Annotated in this window: 14 protein-coding genes; 9 read left to right on the plus strand and 5 right to left on the minus strand. The window is 50.2% G+C overall.

Annotated elements, in window-relative coordinates; translation table 11 throughout:
* Positions 1 to 7: 7 nt before the first annotated feature.
* Genes yfcF through yfcD form a run of 3 tightly spaced genes read left to right on the plus strand, consistent with a single transcriptional unit; the run spans position 8 to position 1,859 of the window.
* On the plus strand, positions 8 to 652 hold the full coding sequence (yfcF, locus tag ATB02_RS21120; protein WP_105272184.1) for a glutathione transferase: 645 nt from the start codon (positions 8 to 10) through the stop codon (positions 650 to 652).
* A 55-nt stretch (positions 653 to 707) separates the two neighbouring features.
* On the plus strand, positions 708 to 1,259 hold the full coding sequence (yfcE, locus tag ATB02_RS21125) for a phosphodiesterase (RefSeq protein WP_000772452.1): 552 nt from the start codon (positions 708 to 710) through the stop codon (positions 1,257 to 1,259).
* A 57-nt stretch (positions 1,260 to 1,316) separates the two neighbouring features.
* On the plus strand, positions 1,317 to 1,859 hold the full coding sequence (gene yfcD, locus ATB02_RS21130) for an NUDIX hydrolase YfcD (RefSeq protein WP_000437935.1): 543 nt from the start codon (positions 1,317 to 1,319) through the stop codon (positions 1,857 to 1,859).
* Positions 1,860 to 1,891: 32 nt separating this feature from the next.
* On the opposite strand, the gene yfcC is transcribed toward yfcD, so the two are convergent.
* The 3 genes from yfcC to ackA all read right to left on the minus strand — a co-directional run bounded on the left by yfcC (position 1,892) and on the right by ackA (position 7,023).
* Positions 1,892 to 3,412: a putative basic amino acid antiporter YfcC gene (gene yfcC / locus ATB02_RS21135; RefSeq protein WP_001274485.1), complete on the minus strand. Its 1,521-nt coding sequence runs from the start codon at positions 3,410 to 3,412 to the stop codon at positions 1,892 to 1,894.
* A gap of 189 nt (positions 3,413 to 3,601) precedes the next feature.
* On the minus strand, positions 3,602 to 5,746 hold the full coding sequence (pta, locus tag ATB02_RS21140) for a phosphate acetyltransferase (RefSeq protein ID WP_000086716.1): 2,145 nt from the start codon (positions 5,744 to 5,746) through the stop codon (positions 3,602 to 3,604).
* A gap of 74 nt (positions 5,747 to 5,820) precedes the next feature.
* The gene (gene ackA / locus ATB02_RS21145) at positions 5,821 to 7,023 is read right to left on the minus strand and encodes an acetate kinase (protein ID WP_000095712.1); all 1,203 of its coding nucleotides are present in this window, start codon (positions 7,021 to 7,023) and stop codon (positions 5,821 to 5,823) included.
* Positions 7,024 to 7,360: 337 nt separating this feature from the next.
* On the opposite strand from ackA, the gene yfbV reads away from it, so the two are divergent.
* From yfbV to ATB02_RS21165, 4 genes are all read left to right on the plus strand, one after another.
* Positions 7,361 to 7,816, plus strand: a complete 456-nt coding sequence (yfbV, locus tag ATB02_RS21150; protein WP_000106627.1) for a terminus macrodomain insulation protein YfbV — start codon at positions 7,361 to 7,363, stop codon at positions 7,814 to 7,816.
* A gap of 82 nt (positions 7,817 to 7,898) precedes the next feature.
* The gene (locus ATB02_RS21155; RefSeq protein WP_000426124.1) at positions 7,899 to 8,393 is read left to right on the plus strand and encodes a YfbU family protein; all 495 of its coding nucleotides are present in this window, start codon (positions 7,899 to 7,901) and stop codon (positions 8,391 to 8,393) included.
* 10 nt (positions 8,394 to 8,403) lie between these two features.
* Complete coding sequence (hxpA, locus tag ATB02_RS21160; protein ID WP_039021420.1) at positions 8,404 to 9,054, plus strand: hexitol phosphatase HxpA; 651 nt, start codon at positions 8,404 to 8,406, stop codon at positions 9,052 to 9,054.
* An 86-nt stretch (positions 9,055 to 9,140) separates the two neighbouring features.
* A complete protein-coding gene (locus tag ATB02_RS21165) occupies positions 9,141 to 10,973 on the plus strand; it encodes an SLC13 family permease (RefSeq protein WP_001012889.1) in 1,833 nt (610 codons plus the stop codon).
* A gap of 58 nt (positions 10,974 to 11,031) precedes the next feature.
* Here ATB02_RS21165 and yfbR read toward each other — a convergent pair whose 3' ends face one another.
* Positions 11,032 to 11,631 carry a 5'-deoxynucleotidase gene (yfbR, locus tag ATB02_RS21170; protein ID WP_000813854.1) on the minus strand — a complete coding sequence of 200 codons (600 nt, stop codon included), beginning with the start codon at positions 11,629 to 11,631 and terminating at the stop codon, positions 11,032 to 11,034.
* An 83-nt stretch (positions 11,632 to 11,714) separates the two neighbouring features.
* The gene (gene alaA / locus ATB02_RS21175) at positions 11,715 to 12,932 is read right to left on the minus strand and encodes an alanine transaminase AlaA (protein WP_000074527.1); all 1,218 of its coding nucleotides are present in this window, start codon (positions 12,930 to 12,932) and stop codon (positions 11,715 to 11,717) included.
* A 919-nt stretch (positions 12,933 to 13,851) separates the two neighbouring features.
* On the opposite strand from alaA, the gene lrhA reads away from it, so the two are divergent.
* Together lrhA and nuoA are read left to right on the plus strand one after the other, a co-directional pair.
* Positions 13,852 to 14,790 carry a transcriptional regulator LrhA gene (gene lrhA, locus ATB02_RS21185; RefSeq protein WP_000622290.1) on the plus strand — a complete coding sequence of 313 codons (939 nt, stop codon included), beginning with the start codon at positions 13,852 to 13,854 and terminating at the stop codon, positions 14,788 to 14,790.
* Between the two features lie 629 nt (positions 14,791 to 15,419).
* Positions 15,420 to 15,863, plus strand: a complete 444-nt coding sequence (gene nuoA, locus ATB02_RS21190) for an NADH-quinone oxidoreductase subunit NuoA (RefSeq protein WP_000062997.1) — start codon at positions 15,420 to 15,422, stop codon at positions 15,861 to 15,863.
* Positions 15,864 to 15,875 lie beyond the last annotated feature (12 nt).

The following is a 15,875-nucleotide window of genomic DNA, read 5'->3' on the forward strand; positions in this document are numbered from 1 at the left end:
GGACATAATGAGTAAACCCGCTATCACGCTTTGGTCAGATGCCCATTTTTTCTCCCCTTATGTGTTATCCGCCTGGGTGGCGTTGCAGGAGAAAGGTCTGCCATTTCATATCAAGACCATCGACCTCGACAGCGGTGAACATTTGCAACCGACGTGGCAAGGTTACGGTCAGACACGCCGTGTGCCGTTATTACAAATCGATGATTTTGAGTTGAGTGAATCTTCTGCCATTGCGGAGTATCTGGAAGATCGATTTGCGCCACCGACCTGGGAACGTATTTATCCGCTTGATTTAGAAAATCGTGCACGTGCACGACAGATTCAGGCCTGGCTGCGCAGCGATCTGATGCCCATTCGCGAAGAACGTCCGACGGATGTTGTCTTTGCGGGGACGAAAAAAGCGCCACTAACGGCCGAGGGAAAAGCCAGTGCAGAGAAACTGTTTGCGATGGCAGAACATTTGTTAGTACTGGGTCAGCCGAATTTATTTGGTGAATGGTGCATTGCTGATACTGATCTGGCGCTAATGATTAACCGCCTGGTACTACATGGCGATGAGGTGCCAGAACGCCTGGTGGATTATGCAACATTCCAGTGGCAGCGAGCGTCTGTCCAGCGTTTTATTGCACTTTCGGCGAAGCAATCTGGCTGATAGCAACGGCAGAATCCAGTATCATAGCTTACGTTTTTTCGACGAGGAGTGAGTGATGAAACTGATGTTTGCATCGGACATTCATGGGTCGTTACCGGCGACGGAACGTGTTCTGGAATTGTTTGCCCAAAGCGGTGCCCAGTGGCTGGTGATCCTTGGCGACGTGTTGAATCACGGCCCGCGTAATGCTTTACCGGAGGGTTACGCGCCAGCCAAAGTCGCTGAACGGCTTAATGAAGTGGCACATAAGGTTATCGCTGTGCGCGGCAACTGCGACAGCGAAGTGGATCAAATGCTGCTGCATTTCCCAATAACCGCGCCGTGGCAACAGGTATTACTGGAAAAACAACGTCTGTTTTTGACGCATGGTCATCTTTTTGGCCCGGAAAATCTGCCTGCTTTAAACCAGAACGATGTGCTGGTGTACGGCCATACCCATCTGCCAGTGGCAGAACAGCGGGGGGAGATTTTCCACTTCAACCCCGGCTCGGTGAGTATTCCGAAAGGCGGTAATCCGGCGAGTTATGGCATGCTGGATAATGACGTACTTAGTGTAATCGCACTCAATGATCAAAGTATCATTGCGCAGGTCGCGATTAATCCGTAATTTACCCACAACTCAAAATGCGCCGTAAGAGCGCCAGAAAAAGAAGGTTTCCTGATAATGGAACAGCGTCGTTTGGCAAGTACTGAATGGGTGGATATTGTCAATGAAGAGAACGAAGTCATTGCACAAGCCAGCCGGGAACAAATGCGGGCACAGTGTCTGCGTCATCGTGCAACTTACATCGTCGTGCATGATGGCATGGGCAAAATTCTGGTCCAGCGTCGTACCGAGACAAAAGACTTTTTACCCGGCATGTTAGATGCGACCGCAGGCGGTGTGGTCCAGGCCGATGAGCAACTGCTGGAATCCGCGCGTCGCGAAGCGGAAGAAGAGTTGGGCATTGCCGGTGTCCCCTTTGCCGAGCACGGGCAGTTCTATTTCGAAGATAAAAATTGCCGTGTCTGGGGCGCATTGTTCAGCTGCGTCTCTCACGGTCCCTTCGCCCTACAGGAAGATGAAGTCAGTGAAGTTTGCTGGCTGACGCCGGAAGAAATCACCGCACGCTGCGATGAGTTCACTCCAGACTCGCTGAAAGCGCTGGCGTTGTGGATGAAGCGCAATGCCAAAAATGAAGCCGTAGAGACTGAAACGGCAGAATGAAAAAAGAGCCGCAATTGCGGCTCTTAACATTTTTAGTGGTAGCCCATCAACTGAGCGCCGATAACCACGACGCTGGACATAATAAACAGCAGTCCAAGCAGTGTCGCGCCCACCTTCAGCCAGTTACGGAAGTCCACCCGACAAACACCGAGCGTTGCCATTAACGAAGCTGAGGTCGGGTAAATGATGTGACTGAAGCCATCACCAAACTGGAACGCCAGCACGGTAACCTGACGGTTAACACCGACCAGATCGCCAAGCGGTGCCAGTAACGGCATGGTTAACGCCGCCTGACCAGAACCGGATGTCACGAAGAAATTAAATACCGCCTGGAAGAGTAACATAAACCAGGCTGCAACTGCGTTATCCAGACCGCTAATGGCATTGGCAATGCTGTTTAGAATGGTATTTAACACACTGGCATCACCCGCTTCACCGTTACCGACCAGCAACAAAATCCCTTTGGCGAAACCCACCAGTAGGGCAGGGGCGATCATCATTCGCGCCCCTTCGGTGAAGGATGAAGCCATGGTATTAACCGTCATACCGTTTAGGCGGAAAACAACGCCGATGATGCCAATAACTAGCCCCATCGTGAAGAACTGGCTGGCTATTTCTGGAATAAACCAGGCATTGACGATAACGCCCCAAATTACCCAGATCATGACGGCGGTTAAAACAATCAATACCAGCCAGTCACCAAAGGTAAATGGACGCTGTTCTACATCCGCCTGTTTTTCGCGGAAGAAACGATCGGACTCATGAACGCGTGACAACAGCGGATTCTTTTTCACCCGCGAGGCGTACACCATAGTGAAGACAAGACCAATCAGAGTAGAGATTACCCATACCACGATGCGCAAACCGGAGCCAGAAAGCACCGGAACACCAGCGATCCCCTGAGCAACAACCACACAAAACGGGTTCATCCACGAACTGGCAAAACCGATTTGCGTGGCGATATAAGTCACCAGGACGGTGGTAATACTGTCATAGCCCAGCCGGACCATTAGCGGTGCGATGATAATGGCAAAGGCGACGGCCTCTTCCCCCATACCAAATACCGCGCCGCCAAGTGAAAAGAGAATAAACAAGGCAGGGATAAAGAGAATTTCATTCCCGCGTGTATGCCGAATAAGTGCCAGGATGCCGTTATCAATGGTTCCTGTACGCATCACGATGCCAAACGCGCCGCCAATCACCAGCATAAACATGATGATGCCAACGGCTGTCCCGTATTTCGATCCTGAGGTTAATCCTTCAAACGGGAAATTCATCAGGCCCGGGCGTTCATCGCCCGTCGAGAACAGTTGCACGCGGTGATACTCAGGTTCGCCCGCCTCGTTAGTCAGAATGCGAAATGAGTGCGGATCTACGACTTTGCGTGTTTTTGTTTGACCATCAACCTGATACTGCACTTCCTGACTGTCAAACATCCCCACCGGAACTACCCAGGTGGCAAGGCTGGTTAAAATAGCAACAAAAAAGATAATCACCAGCGTATCGGGCATTGCCCATCTTCTGGTTGGTTTGGATTCAGTGATTGCGGACATAGCGCAGATATTCCCTTGCACAAAACAAAGTGGTAAGTATGCAAAGTGAGATGGCGCAATTCATTGATGCAGCGCAGTTAAGCAAGATAATCAGAAAGGATTAATGCAAATTAAGAGAATAAAAAACCGGAAATAGTGACTATTTCCGGTTCAGGTATCCGCAGCGCAAAGCTGCGGATGATGACGAGATTACTGCTGTTGTGCAGACTGAATCGCAGTCAGCGCGATGGTGTAGACGATATCGTCAACCAGTGCGCCACGGGACAGATCGTTAACCGGCTTGCGCATACCCTGCAGCATCGGCCCGATGGAGATCAGATCGGCAGAACGTTGTACCGCTTTGTAAGTGGTGTTACCGGTGTTCAGATCCGGGAAGATGAACACGGTAGCGCGACCAGCAACCGGAGAATTCGGCGCTTTGGATTTCGCAACGTCAGCCATTACCGCAGCGTCGTACTGCAGCGGACCGTCGATCATCAGGTCAGGACGTTTTTCCTGCGCCAGACGAGTTGCTTCGCGAACTTTCTCTACGTCGCTACCTGCACCAGAAGTACCGGTGGAGTAGGAGAGCATTGCAACGCGCGGTTCGATACCGAAGGCCGCGGCGGAATCAGCGGACTGAATCGCGATTTCTGCCAGCTGTTCTGCGGTCGGATCCGGGTTGATCGCACAGTCACCGTAAACGTAAACCTGTTCCGGCAGCAGCATGAAGAACACGGAAGATACCAGGGAGCTACCCGGTGCAGTTTTGATCAGCTGCAGCGGCGGACGAATGGTGTTTGCGGTGGTGTGAACAGCACCGGAAACCAGACCGTCAACTTCATCCTGTTCCAGCATCAGCGTACCGAGAACCACGTTGTCTTCCAGCTGTTCGCGGGCAACGGTTTCGGTCATACCTTTGTTCTTACGCAGTTCAACCAGGCGGCCAACATAGCTTTCGCGAACCACTTCTGGATCGACAATTTCAATGCCAGCACCCAGTTCTACGCCCTGAGATGCTGCAACGCGGTTGATCTCAGCCGGGTTACCCAGCAGTACGCAAGTTGCGATACCACGTTCAGCACAGATAGCGGCTGCTTTAACGGTACGCGGTTCGTCGCCTTCCGGCAGCACGATACGTTTGCCCGCTTTGCGCGCCAGTTCGGTCAGCTGATAACGGAAGGCTGGCGGAGACAGACGACGGCTGCGCTCAGAGGTGGCAGTTAGAGAGTCAATCCAGTCAGCGTTGATGTAGTTAGCAACGTATTCCTGAACTTTCTCGATACGCTCGTGATCGTCAACCGGAACTTCGAGGTTGAAGCTCTGCAGGCTCAGAGAAGTCTGCCAGGTGTTAGTGTTCACCATAAATACCGGCAGGCCGGTAGCGAAAGCGCGCTCGCACAGTTTGGAAATGCGCGCGTCCATTTCGTAGCCGCCAGTCAGCAGCAGGGCACCGATTTCTACGCCGTTCATGGCAGCCAGGCAAGCTGCAACCAGTACGTCAGGACGGTCTGCGGAAGTTACCAGCAGAGAACCGGCACGGAAGTGCTCCAGCATGTGCGGAATGCTGCGTGCGCAGAAAGTGACGGATTTAACGCGACGAGTGTTGATATCGCCTTCGTTGATGATGGTGGCGTTCAGGTGGCGAGCCATATCGATCGCACGGGTCGCGATCAGATCAAAGCTCCACGGCACCGCGCCGAGAACCGGCAGCGGGCTGGATTCTTGCAGCTTCGCCGGATCAACATTGTTTACTTTTGCTTTGGAAGAGTCGTCGAAAATCTCGGACAGATCCGGGCGAGTACGACCCTGTTCATCAACCGGTGCGTTCAGTTTGTTAACGATAACGCCAGTGATGTTGGTGTTTTTTGCACCACCGAAGCTGTTGCGAGTCAGTTCGATACGCTCTTTCAGCTGTTCCGGGGTGTCAGTGCCCTGAGACATAACGAAGACGATTTCCGCGTTCAGCGTTTTAGCGATTTCGTAGTTCAGAGACTGGGCAAACTGATGCTTACGTGTCGGGACCAGACCTTCAACCAGAACGACTTCAGCGTCTTTGGTGTTAGCGTGGTAGTTCGCGACGATCTCTTCCATCAGCACATCTTTCTGATTGCTGGAAAGCAGACCTTCAACGTAGCTCATTTTCAGCGGTTCAGCGGCTGTCGTGGTGGAAGAGTTCGCACGCACGATAGTCGTGGTCTGATCGGGCGCATCGCCACCGGTACGCGGCTGAGCGATAGGTTTGAAAACGCTCAGACGAACGCCTTTGCGTTCCATTGCACGGATCACGCCAAGGCTGACGCTGGTCAGACCGACGCTGGTTCCGGTAGGGATCAGCATAATAATACGGGACACGGTTTATCCTCTTTCGTTACCGCCGGTTTGGCGGGTTACAAAACAGCACCGCCAGCTGAGCTGGCGGTGTGGAATCAGGCGGTCAAGCGGCAGGCGTCTTGCGCGATAACCAGCTCTTCGTTGGTCGGAATCACAACAGCAGGGCGGGTGCCTTCTTTGTTGATGAAACCAGACTTGCCGAAACGTGCAGCCAGGTTGCGCTCATGATCAACTTCAAAGCCCAGCACGCCCAGTTTGCCCAGAGACAGTTCACGAACCATCGCGGCATTTTCACCGATACCACCGGTGAATACAACAGCGTCCAGACGACCATCCATCAGCGCGGTGTAGGCTCCGATGTATTTCGCCAGACGGTGGCAGTAAACGTCCATTGCGCGCTTCGCGTCTTCTTTTGTCGCGTAGTTGTCTTCAACATAACGGCAGTCGCTGGTGACTTCGGTCAGACCCAGCAGGCCAGACTCTTTGGTCAGCATTTTGTTGATTGCGTCAACGCTCATGCCCAGAGTGTCGTGCAGGTGGAAGATGATCGCAGGATCGATATCGCCAGAGCGAGTACCCATTACCAGACCTTCCAGCGGGGTCAGACCCATAGAGGTGTCAACGCATTTACCGTTGCGGATAGCAGAAACGGAACCACCGTTACCCAGGTGGCAGGTGATAATGTTCAGCTCTTCTACCGGTTTGTTCAGCATTTTTGCCGCTTCCTGGGTTACATAGAAGTGGCTGGTGCCGTGCGCGCCGTAACGACGGATGCCATGCTCTTTGTACAGGTTGTACGGCAGGGCGTAGAGGTAAGACTCTTCCGGCATAGTCTGGTGGAACGCGGTGTCAAATACAGCAACGTTTTTGTCTTTCAGCTGAGGGAAAGATTTCAGTGCTTCTTCGATACCGATCAGGTGAGCCGGGTTGTGCAGCGGTGCAAAAGAAGCTGCATCTTTGATACCCTGAATAACAGACTCATCGATCACTACGGAGCTGGTATACTTTTCGCCGCCGTGTACGATACGGTGACCGATAGCGGTCAGCTGCGCAGACAGTTCTGGTTTTTGTGCCAGAATAGTATTAACGATAAAGTTGAGCGCTTCGCTGTGAGCGGCGCCTGCACCTAAAGCCGCTTCCTGTTTATTGCCGTCCATTTTCCATTTGATACGTGCTTCGGGCAGGTGGAAACATTCGGCTAAACCAGAAAGGTACTCTTCACCATTCACTGCATCGATGATTGCAAATTTCAGTGAAGAACTACCGCAGTTCAGAACCAGTACTAACTTACTCGACATGGAAGTACCTATAATTGATACGTGGCTAAAAAAACGTCAGGGAGCCATAGAGCGTAGCGCATGATGACACTGACATTTATGATTAACATCATGCACTGCAAATTTTTTTTGCATGATGGAAGAAATATCTTGAGTCTATGCCATTTTGCGTAATTTTCAGCCAATGGCATAATGTATATGAATTTGACGACTCAATGAATATGTACTACTTAGGCCTTCAGGCTGCTAAAGGATACCTGATAGTGGGTATGGAAGACAAAATGTTTTGAACGTTGTCCCGCTGAGTTGTGAATTTGCACAAATTTTTGAATCTTTATATGTGAAGTTGAGGTGAAGCATGTCAACGCCGGATAATCGTTCTGTTAATTTTTTTAGCTTGTTTCGCCGGGGACAGCATTACTCAAAGACGTGGCCGCTGGAAAAACGCCTTGCCCCGGTCTTTGTCGAAAATCGCGTTATCAAGATGACGCGCTATGCGATCCGTTTTATGCCGCCAATCGCCGTATTTACTCTCTGCTGGCAGATTGCCCTGGGCGGACAACTGGGCCCGGCAGTTGCCACTGCGCTGTTCGCCTTAAGTTTACCCATGCAGGGACTATGGTGGCTGGGCAAGCGTTCTGTAACGCCATTACCCCCTGCAATCCTTAACTGGTTTTATGAAGTTCGCGGTAAATTGCAGGAGTCTGGACAGGTGTTGGCACCCGTTGAAGGCAAGCCTGATTACCAGGCATTAGCTGACACGCTTAAGCGCGCCTTCAAACAACTGGATAAAACTTTCCTTGATGATTTGTAATTGACCCCTGATTACGCATATAAAAGAAGGCATACTCAGCCTTCTTTTTTTTCACCGTAGTAGAGTGATACAGGAGTCAACAATGGAAATGACCAACGCGCAACGTCTTATTTTGTCTAACCAGTACAAAATGATGACTATGCTTGATCCGGCAAATGCTGAACGTTACCGTCGCCTGCAAACAATCATTGAGCGTGGTTATGGATTACAGATGCGTGAACTGGATCGCGAGTTTGGCGAGCTGAAAGAAGAAACCTGCCGCACTATCATCGACATTATGGAGATGTATCACGCGCTGCATGTGTCCTGGTCTAATTTGCAGGACCAGCAGTCCATCGATGAACGCCGTGTTACCTTCCTCGGCTTTGACGCCGCCACCGAAGCTCGTTATCTCGGTTATGTGCGCTTTATGGTTAACGTGGAGGGGCGCTATACCCATTTTGACGCCGGAACTCACGGTTTTAACGCACAGACGCCAATGTGGGAAAAATATCAGCGCATGCTTAATGTGTGGCATGCCTGCCCGCGTCAGTACCATTTGAGCGCCAACGAAATTAATCAAATTATCAACGCCTGAGGAGGCCCATGTGCGGTGCAAAGGTTTTCTGTTTGATCTTGATGGAACGCTGGTGGACTCCCTGCCTGCGGTAGAACGGGCGTGGAGCAACTGGGCCAGACGTCATGGGTTAGCGCCGGAAGAGGTGCTGGCTTTCATTCACGGTAAACAGGCCATCACCTCTTTGCGCCATTTTATGGTGGGCAAATCCGAGGCAGACATTGCTGCCGAATTTACGCGTCTGGAGCAAATCGAGGCCACGGAAACCGAAGGTATTACCGCGCTTCCGGGGGCAGTCGCTTTACTCAATCATCTGAATAAAGTGGGGATTCCATGGGCCATTGTGACGTCTGGCTCCATGCCCGTAGCGCGAGCGCGCCACAAAATAGCCGGGCTTCCCGCGCCAGAGGTGTTTGTGACCGCTGAGCGAGTGAAGCGCGGAAAACCAGAACCTGATGCGTATCTGTTAGGCGCGCAGCTGCTGGGGCTTGCGCCGCAGGAATGTGTGGTGGTGGAAGATGCTCCCGCTGGCGTGCTTTCAGGCCTGGCGGCGGGTTGTCATGTAATTGCGGTTAACGCTCCGGCAGATACCCCGCGCCTGAATGAGGTCGATTTAGTCCTCCACAGTCTGGAGCAAATTACTGTGACCAAACAGCCAAATGGCGATGTTATTATTCAGTGAAACACCTGATCATGATTTAGCCCCGTCTCGTCGGGGCTTTTTTATGGCAGAATCAAGTCATCCCCCTCAATTAACAAGGATAAGTTGTGAACGGTGAATTGATTTGGGTTCTTTCATTACTGGCCGTTGCCATCGTCTTGTTTGCGACGGGCAGAGTGCGTATGGATGCGGTCGCTTTGTTTGTTATTGTCGCGTTTGCATTAAGCGGAACGCTGACGGTCCCCGAAGTATTTTCCGGCTTTTCCGATCCTAACGTTGTCCTGATTGCCGCCTTGTTCATTATTGGCGATGGTTTGGTCCGTACCGGTGTTGCCACCGTAATGGGGACATGGCTGGTCAAAGTGGCAGGCAACAGTGAAATCAAAATGTTGGTTTTGTTGATGCTGACCGTCGCGGGGCTTGGCGCGTTTATGAGTTCAACCGGCGTTGTCGCTATCTTTATTCCCGTGGTGTTAAGCGTTGCCATGCGTATGCAAACGTCGCCGTCGCGCCTGATGATGCCGTTAAGTTTTGCCGGGCTGATAAGCGGCATGATGACGCTGGTGGCGACGCCGCCGAACCTGGTAGTCAACAGTGAATTGCTGCGTGAAGGCTATCATGGTTTTAGTTTCTTTAGCGTAACACCTATTGGCCTGGTCGTGCTGGTGCTGGGTATTTTGTATATGTTAGTGATGCGTTTCATGCTGAAAGGGGATACCCAGACCCCACAGCGCGAAGGCTGGACGCGTCGAACCTTTCGCGATCTTATCCGTGAATATCGACTGACCGGGCGTGCGCGTCGTCTGGCTATTCGCCCCGGTTCGCCAATGATTGGTCAACGGCTGGACGATCTCAAATTACGTGAGCGTTATGGCGCTAACGTCATCGGTGTTGAACGCTGGCGGCGTTTTCGTCGCGTTATCGTGAATGTTAACGGGGTTTCTGAATTTCGCGCGCGTGACGTTTTGCTTATTGATATGTCTGCGGCTGATGTCGATCTCCGGCAATTTTGTAGTGAGCAGTTGCTGGAGCCGATGGTACTACGCGGCGAGTATTTTTCTGACCAGGCACTTGATGTGGGCATGGCAGAGATTTCATTAATTCCTGAGTCAGAACTTATTGGTAAATCGGTGCGCGAAATTGGTTTTCGTACCCGCTACGGACTGAATGTGGTGGGGCTAAAGCGCAATGGCGAGGCGATGGAAGGTTCGCTGGCGGATGAGCCTCTGCTGCTGGGCGATATCATCCTGGTTGTAGGTAACTGGAAACTGATCGGTATGCTGGCAAAACAGGGGCGTGACTTTGTGGCGCTGAACTTACCCGAAGAGGTGAGTGAAGCATCGCCAGCACACAGTCAGGCACCTCATGCCATTTTTTGCCTGGTGTTGATGGTAGCGTTAATGCTTACCGATGAAATCCCTAATCCTGTTGCCGCTATCATCGCCTGCCTGCTGATGGGGAAATTCCGTTGTATCGATGCTGAAAGCGCCTATAAATCCATTCACTGGCCGAGCATTATTTTGATCGTTGGGATGATGCCGTTTGCTGTGGCATTACAGAAAACGGGAGGTGTCGCGCTGGCGGTGAAAGGGCTGATGGACATTGGCGGCGGTTACGGGCCACATATGATGCTGGGTTGTTTGTTTGTCTTGTCGGCGGTTATTGGGCTATTTATCTCTAATACCGCAACGGCAGTGTTGATGGCTCCGATTGCGCTGGCTGCTGCCAAAACGATGGGTGTGTCGCCTTATCCATTTGCGATGGTCGTGGCGATGGCAGCATCCGCCGCCTTTATGACACCGGTTTCTTCACCTGTTAACACACTGGTTTTAGGCCCGGGAAATTACAGCTTCAGTGACTTTGTGAAGTTGGGGGTACCGTTCACCATTATCGTGATGGCGGTTTGTGTGGTGATGATCCCGATGCTGTTTCCGTTTTGACAAGAGCCTGATGTCGCATCCGGCGCTTATTGCCTGATGCGACGCAGACTCCGGTTGCTTACAGCGGTGAATCCTGGCTAATCTCATCGAGCGAAAGATGGAAGCTGGGAACAAAGACTTCCATGAAGTAGTCCATCTCCTGGCTGCGGCGCGCTTCAAGCGTCGCTTCCAGTCGCGTTTTTGCCAGCAAGAATTCATTATTTCCCGCCGCGAGTTCTTCCAGACATTTCAGATATGCACACAGTGCATCTGCCTGTTTCACCAGAGATTTCTCTTCATCGCTGTATGCATGCTCGTCAATTAACGGCGCAAAAATATCCTGCAGCTCTTCCGGAACCATATCGACCAGTTTTTGCTGAGCGATTTTTTCAATAGCCTTGTATTCCTGAGCGATTTGCGAATTGAAGTATTTCACCGGGGTAGGGAGATCGCCGGTAAGCACTTCTGAGGCATCGTGGTACATCGCCAGTAAAGCGATACGTTCGGCGTTGACATTACCGCCAAATTTACGATTTTTGATAGCTGCCAGCGCATGGGCGACCATCGCTACCTGCAAACTGTGTTCGGACACATTTTCCGTCCGCACGTTGCGCATTAGCGGCCAGCGGTTAATGAGTTTCAGGCGGGAGAGATGGGCAAAAAAATGGCTCTGTTTCATAGTGACCTTACGTATGATGACATCATCAGGTCATTGTGGCGGGATAACACTGCCGGATGCAATCTCCGGCAGTGAAATTAAGATTACAGCTGATGATAACCAGAAAGGAAACGCGCGAACTTACTCAAAGACAGCTCGATATCATCAACACGTGGTAGTGTGACAATGCGGAAGTGATCCGGCCACGGCCAGTTGAATGCTGTCCCTTGAACCAGCAGGACTTTTTCCTGCAACAGGAAATCCAGCACCATTTTCTGGTCGTCGTGAATGTTAAAGCGTTTAGCGTCGATTTTCGGGAACATATACAGCGCACCGCGCGGTTTCACGCAGGAAACGCCCGGAATGTCGTTGATCAATTCCCACGCGCGGTTACGCTGCTCATAAAGACGCCCGCCGGGAGTAATAAATTCACTGATGCTCTGATAACCGCCTAGTGCGGTCTGAATGGCGTGTTGCGCAGGAACGTTAGCACACAGGCGCATTGAAGCCAGCATTTCCAGACCTTCGATGTAACCTTTGGCGTGTTTTTTCGGCCCGTTCAACACCATCCACCCCTGACGGAAGCCTGCAACGCGGTACGTTTTCGACAATCCGTTAAAGGTAATGGTCAGCAGATCAGGTGCCAGCGGCGCAATTGAGTGATGCTCAGCGTCGTCGTAGAGAATTTTGTCATAAATTTCATCGGCGAAGATAATGAGATTATGCTGACGTGCAATCTCCACTATCTCCATTAAAAGCTCTTTGGAATATACCGCGCCGGTTGGGTTATTTGGGTTGATAATAACGATCCCACGCGTACGAGGCGTAATTTTAGCGCGAATATCATCAAGGTCCGGGAACCAGTCAGAGGATTCATCGCAAAGATAATGCACCGCTTTACCGCTGGAGAGCGAAACCGCTGCGGTCCATAGTGGGTAATCAGGTGCAGGAACCAACATTTCGTCCCCGCTGTTCAGCAATGCCTGCATTGCCTGAACGATAAGCTCCGATACACCATTGCCGATGTAAATATCTTCCACGGTAACATCACGCATGCCACGAGCCTGGTAGTGCTGCATGATGGCTTTACGCGCGGAGTAAAGCCCTTTGGAATCGCAATACCCTTGAGCGGTAGGCAGGTTGCGAATCACGTCAACGAGGATTTCATCTGGCGCGTCAAAACCGAACGGGGCAGGGTTGCCGATGTTCAGTTTCAGTACCTTGTTACCTTCTTCTTCCAGGCGTTTTGCTTCTTTCAGCACCGGACCACGGATGTCGTAACAGACATTCTCTAATTTGCTGGATTTTTCAATGGGGGACATGAATCTTGACCTTTTTTGCTGTTATCGCCACTCCCTGCCGTGGAAGTCAGCTTAGAACAATGTACTCCCCCAGGACGGCGTTTTGAAGGTCTGCAGAATAAGATTTTGCCAGAGGGGAAGACTCGATTGTGCTGTTAATAACTTAATAATGGCAAAATAATGAGGTGTATATGCTTAGTAATTAATGTTATGTAGTGAATTGTTCTGATTCTTAATTGTGAGTGTGGTTTTTTTATCTGTAAGATAATTGTTTGAAAATGCCTCGTTTAAGAATTCACTAATGAATCGTGATGATGATATTTCCGCATTACGGAGAGTTTAACAGCGTGATGATTTCCGAGGTGTCGTAATGGGTGCAAGGTGTGAAACTATTGTTAAGCGGGATTAATGAATGAGGATGATGCTAATTAATTATTATTTAATATTCAAAAAGGTTTTGTTGTGCTTATTAATAATAGAAGATTACTTTGCCTAACATAACATAACTTTGCATCAGATAATTCGCAATGACCCTTATAAATAAAAGGTTTTTGGGGTAAAATGCTCGCATAAATGACGGATCCCTGCTCTTGATGCCGCCTCACCATTGCTGTTTGTACGTGTTCGCGTATGACCAGCGATGCTGCACGAGAGTGGAACAAGGACTCACATTTACATTTATACAAACACGCGCATGTCATAAATACAAAAGAGTGAGTAACTTAATAGATATGCGATTCCTGAAGATATATTCTGTGATCTACTTCAGGCATTATAACGGAACAATGTGAGTCGCTTTTTTAGTGCAACTCATATGCATTTTTACTTTCGTCCGGGTTCCGGATGAAACTGCCAGGGAGGCACATTACAAATGGAATTGCTTGTTTGTGTGTGCACAGCATTAACCAGCTCAGTACGAGCCGCCAGTAAGTGATAATATATGATAAGTGCAAATCGTCCGATAATTAACCTCGACCTCGATCTGCTGAGAACATTTGTTGCTGTTGCCGATCTGAACACTTTTGCTGCCGCAGCTGCCGCTGTGTGTCGTACTCAGTCCGCCGTAAGTCAGCAAATGCAGCGTCTGGAACAACTCGTTGGGAAAGAACTGTTCGCTCGTCACGGTCGCAACAAACTGTTAACTGAACATGGCATTCAACTTCTTGGTTACGCCAGGAAAATCCTGCGTTTTAATGATGAGGCCTGCTCATCATTAATGTTCAGTAATCTTCAGGGCGTGTTAACTATCGGTGCTTCAGATGAATCTGCCGATACGATCTTACCTTTCCTGTTAAATCGCGTGAGTTCGGTTTATCCGAAACTAGCGCTGGATGTCCGCGTTAAACGTAATGCCTACATGGCAGAAATGCTGGAATCCCAGGAAGTGGATTTGATGGTAACCACCCATCGTCCTTCAACGTTTAAGGCATTGAACCTGCGTACCTCGCCAACACACTGGTACTGCGCAGCGGAATACGTATTGCAAAAAGGCGAGCCGATCCCTCTTGTATTGCTGGATGATCCTAGCCCGTTTCGCGATATGGTGCTGGCGACGCTTAATAAAGCAGATATTCCATGGCGACTGGCTTATGTCGCCTCGACGCTTCCGGCCGTTCGTGCGGCAGTGAAAGCCGGTCTTGGTGTGACAGCAAGGCCGGTCGAGATGATGAGTCCTGATCTGCGTGTGCTGAGTGGGGTAGATGGCTTACCGCCGCTACCCGATACCGAATATTTGTTGTGCTATGACCCGTCCAGTAATAATGAGCTGGCTCAGGTGATTTATCAGGCGATGGAGAGCTACCATAATCCGTGGCAATACAGCCCAATGTCTGCTCCGGAAGGCGATGACTCATTGTTAATTGAAAGGGATATCGAGTAATCGACGGACCATAGATAATTTCTAAGACAATAGTGTAAAAACGAGCCGCTGGGGGTGTTTTAAACCCCAGCGGCTTTTTTTTAGTAAAAAGCCTTCCTCGTATCGTGCAGAACGCACAAAACTGTTCATTTTTCAATCACCAGAGATTCACGTCCCGAACGCACAAATAATCGCCTGAAAAAAATCACCTGCTACAATGATGTTAAAAAATACGTAAATTTGTTGCTGCGTTTTTGTTATGGAATGACAAAAGCGTGTCACAGATCAAGAAAATACTCTCTTTTGGGGGGAGGAATCGACACAAATTCCTGTCAAAATAGACCCGTATTTTTTCCATTGCTTCACAACGGACACGATTCAACAACATCTAATTATCCTGGAGTCGTCAAGGATCTGGGGTGAAAGGGCATTAAATGCTAATGGTGTTGATATTATGTAAACTAATGTGAAGAAACTTTTGTTAAAGTTGACAAAAGGTTATAGAAAGGAGTAAAAGACCACATCAATTAGCTGTATAAAAGAGTTTCTACAGTGATTGTAAGGTTTTTTTTATTCCTCCCCATGAATCGATGTGGCGTCCATCTGCCGTGAAGAGCAGTGAATCTGGCGCTACTTTTGATGAGTAAGCAATGAGTATGTCAACATCCACTGAAGTCATCGCTCATCACTGGGCATTCGCTATCTTTCTTATCGTTGCCATTGGCCTGTGTTGCCTGATGCTGGTAGGCGGTTGGTTTTTAGGCGGTCGCGCACGCGCGAGGTCGAAAAACGTTCCGTTTGAATCCGGTATCGACTCGGTCGGCTCCGCCCGCTTACGCCTGTCCGCCAAGTTTTATCTGGTGGCCATGTTCTTCGTTATCTTCGACGTTGAAGCGCTGTATCTGTTCGCATGGTCAACCTCTATCCGCGAAAGCGGCTGGGTAGGCTTTGTGGAAGCTGCAATTTTTATTTTTGTGTTACTGGCAGGTCTGGTTTATCTGGTGCGTATTGGCGCGCTGGACTGGACGCCCGCGCGTTCACGCCGCGAGCGTATGAACCCGGAAACGAACAGTATCGCTAATCGTCAACGCTAACCGCGAGGCATT

Origin of the sequence: Escherichia sp. MOD1-EC5189 (assembly GCF_002966045.1) — a bacterium.
GTDB classification, from domain to species: Bacteria; Pseudomonadota; Gammaproteobacteria; order Enterobacterales; family Enterobacteriaceae; genus Escherichia; species Escherichia coli_F.